Raw genomic sequence first — 3,343 nt, forward strand, 5'->3', positions numbered from 1 at the left:
ATGCGAACCTCCAGTCCGGACCGCTTCACGGTCCAACTTTCTGTCCGCACCCCCTTTTTGCTGGTCAAACCGCAAAACAGTCCCTATTTCACCGCAACTTATTGGTGGCCTTTTGGGTGGCACTTAGCGCCAGGGGTCGGCTTCGAACATCGGCTCGCGCTCGGGGCGGCGATCGCTGTAGGGATCGTAGCCGTCATCGTCCTCGTTCTCGGCACGGATGTAGGGGTCGCGCGGCTTGGGCGCCGGTTTGGGAGAAGCCTTCGGTGCGACCGGCGCGGTGGGCGCTGCCTCAGCAACCGGTGCGTGCGTCTTGTTCTCGTCTTTCATCTGCATATCTCCTTGCCATGTACTCATGCTCAACATCATCGATTGTCGCACGAAAAAGGGCGGCGGACCCGATTGGATCCGCCGCCCTTGGCGTTTTGCGATGAGGTGCGGTTAAAGCCGGCCCCATAATTTACTCTGCGTCGGGGACCTCGTAGGTGGCCGCCGGCGTGTTGTCGCACACGACGGTAAAGCCACCGTCCTTGTCGACATCGACCGTCACCTGATCGCCCTCGCGCACCGTGCCGTCGATGATAGCGGCGGCGATGGCATCCACGACCTCGCGCTGAACCAGACGCTTGAGCGGACGGGCGCCAAAGACCGGGTCCAGGCCGCCCACGGCGAGCATCTGCTTGGCCGCCGGGGTGATGGCAAGCGTCATGCGCTCCTTGGCCAGACGCGCGCGGACGTCGGCGAGCTGGATGTCGACGATCTTCTCGATCTGCGCCATACCGAGCGGATGGAACACCACGATATCGTCGATACGGTTGAGGAACTCGGGGCGGAAGGTCTGAGCCATGGCCGCGTCGACCTGATGGCGCATCTCCTCCTCGTCCTTGCCGGAAAGCTCGGCGATAGCCTTGGAGCCCACGTTAGACGTCATGATGATGATCGTGTTCTTGAAGGACACCTGACGACCCTGGCCATCGGTCAGACGGCCGTCGTCGAGCACCTGCAACAGCACGTTGAAGACATCAGGATGAGCCTTCTCCATCTCGTCGAGCAAGATTACGGAGTACGGGCGACGGCGCACGGCCTCGGTGAGCTGGCCGCCCTCGTCGTAGCCCACGTATCCCGGGGGCGCACCGATCAGACGCTGGACGCTGAACTTCTCCATGTATTCGGACATGTCGATACGCACGAGCGCGCGCTCGTCATCGAACAGGCACTCGGCCAGCGCCTTGGCGAGCTCGGTCTTGCCCACGCCGGTGGGACCCAGGAAGAAGAAGCTTCCGATGGGCTTGTCCGGATCGGAGAGGCCCGCACGGCTGCGGCGCACAGCTGCGGCGACGGCGGAGACGGCCTCGTCCTGGCCGATGACGCGCTTATGCAGCTCGCCCTCCAAGCCCTTGAGCTTGTCGAGTTCGCCCTGCATCATCTTGGACACGGGCACGCCGGTCCAGGCGCTCACGACCTCGGCGATCTCATCGGAGGTCACCTGTTCGTTGAGGCCCTCGCCGTCCTGCTGCTTTTGCGCCTCGAGCGCGGCCTCGGAATCCTGAATCTGCTGCTGCAGGCCCGGAATCACGGAGTAGCGCAGCTCGGACGCACGACCCAAATCGCCATTGCGCGTCGCGCGCTCCTCTTCGCTCTTGGCCTCGTCGAGCTGCCCCTTGAGCTCTTGCACGTGGTCGATGGCGTTCTTCTGGTTGAGCCAGCCGGCCTTTTGCACGTTAAGCTTTTCCTGGACCTCGGCAATCTCCTGGCGCAGGGCCTCCAGACGCTCCTTGGAGGCGTCATCGGTCTCTTTCATGAGCGCCTGTTCCTCGATCTGCAGCTGGGTGAGCTGACGCGTGGTGGCGTCGATCTCGACCGGCATGCTGTCGAGTTCCATGCGCAGGCGGCTCGCGGCCTCATCGACCAGGTCGATGGCCTTGTCGGGCAGGAAGCGGTCGGCGATGTAGCGATCGGAGAGGTCGGCGGCGGCCACGAGCGCGCTATCGGTGATGTGCACGCCGTGGAAGATCTCGTACTTCTCCTTGAGACCACGCAGGATCGAGATGGTGTCCTCGACGGTAGGCTCGCTCACCATAACGGTCTGGAAACGACGCGCGAGCGCCGCATCCTTCTCGATGTACTTGCGGTATTCGTCGAGCGTGGTCGCGCCGATCGCGTGCAGGTCGCCACGGGCGAGCGCCGGCTTGAGGATGTTGCCGGCGTCCATAGAACCCTCGGTGGCACCCGCGCCCACGATAGTGTGGAGCTCATCGATGAACAGGATGACCTTGCCCTCGGACTTCTGCACCTCCTTGAGCACGGCCTTTAAGCGGTCCTCGAACTCGCCGCGGTACTTGGCGCCGGCGACCAGCGCGCTCATGTCGAGCTCGATAAGGTCGCGGTCGCGCAGGGTGCTCGGCACGTCGCCGGCCACGATACGCTGGGCGATGCCCTCGACGATGGCCGTCTTGCCGACGCCCGGCTCGCCGATGAGCACAGGGTTATTCTTGGTGCGGCGGGACAGGACCTGAATGGTACGGCGGATCTCGTCGGTACGGCCGATGACCGGGTCGAGCTTGCCGGCGCGGGCGAGATCACAGATGTTGCGACCGTACTGCTCCAGCGCCTCAAACTGGGTTTTGTCCTCGGCAGATGTCACGCGGTCATCGCCACGCAGCTCCTCGTAGACTTGCTCGATGCGCTCCTTGGTCACGCCGGCGTCGCGCAGCACGCGGCCCGCCTCGCCCTTGTCCTCGGCAAGTGCCATGAGCAGATGCTCGGTCACCACAAAGCTGTCGCCCATCTTGGTGGCCTTCTTCTCGGCCTTTTCGATGACGCGGACGAGCTCGTTGGAAAGACCCATCTGCTGGCCCTCGCCGGAAACCTTGGGCGCATGGTCGATGGCATCCTGCGTGGAGCGTGCGAGCTGGGCAGGGTCGGCACCGATGCGCTCGATGATCACGGAGATGTTGCGCTCGCCGGCACCGAGCAGGGCAGACAGCAGATGAATCGGCTCCACCGCGCCAGCCTGCGCGTCGGCAGCCGTGCTCATGGCGGTCTGCAACGCCTCGCGCGACGTCATTGCTAGCTTATCGATTCTCATGGAATCACCTCTCTTGGGGCGGCCGCCCTACGGGGCGGCTTCACGTTGTTCGAGAAGTATTGTTGCCAGCTTTGCGCGTTCTTATACACAAATCTAAGTCTCTATATATAAGATTTTCTGAGTGATTGAAGGATAGGGTACTGAGACGCCGACCCACTGCATCCCCGACGACCAACCGTCTCGATCTGTAACATCTAGCAGCCGTTTTTGGGTCCAGATGTTACAGATCGAGATGAAATGATCGGCAGCGCCCGTTTG

2 protein-coding genes are annotated in these 3,343 nt (G+C 62.9%); both read right to left on the minus strand.

The window, feature by feature from the left end; genetic code table 11:
- Positions 1–123 precede the first annotated feature (123 nt).
- Positions 124–327, minus strand: coding sequence for a hypothetical protein (locus FGQ61_RS09090; RefSeq protein ID WP_229025981.1), 204 nt, complete (start codon positions 325–327; stop codon positions 124–126).
- Between the two features lie 130 nt (positions 328–457).
- Positions 458–3,085, minus strand: a complete 2,628-nt coding sequence (clpB, locus tag FGQ61_RS09095) for an ATP-dependent chaperone ClpB (protein ID WP_138375308.1) — start codon at positions 3,083–3,085, stop codon at positions 458–460.
- Positions 3,086–3,343: the final 258 nt, after the last annotated feature.

This window comes from Collinsella aerofaciens (assembly GCF_005844325.1).
Lineage (GTDB): Bacteria > Actinomycetota > Coriobacteriia > Coriobacteriales > Coriobacteriaceae > Collinsella > Collinsella aerofaciens_G.

Excerpts from the sequence above, each read along its gene's own strand:
- FGQ61_RS09090 (WP_229025981.1), bottom strand. The coding sequence starts at position 327 with ATGAAAGACGAGAACAAGACGCACGCACCGGTTGCTGAGGCAGCGCCC.
- clpB (WP_138375308.1), bottom strand. The coding sequence starts at position 3,085 with ATGAGAATCGATAAGCTAGCAATGACGTCGCGCGAGGCGTTGCAGACC.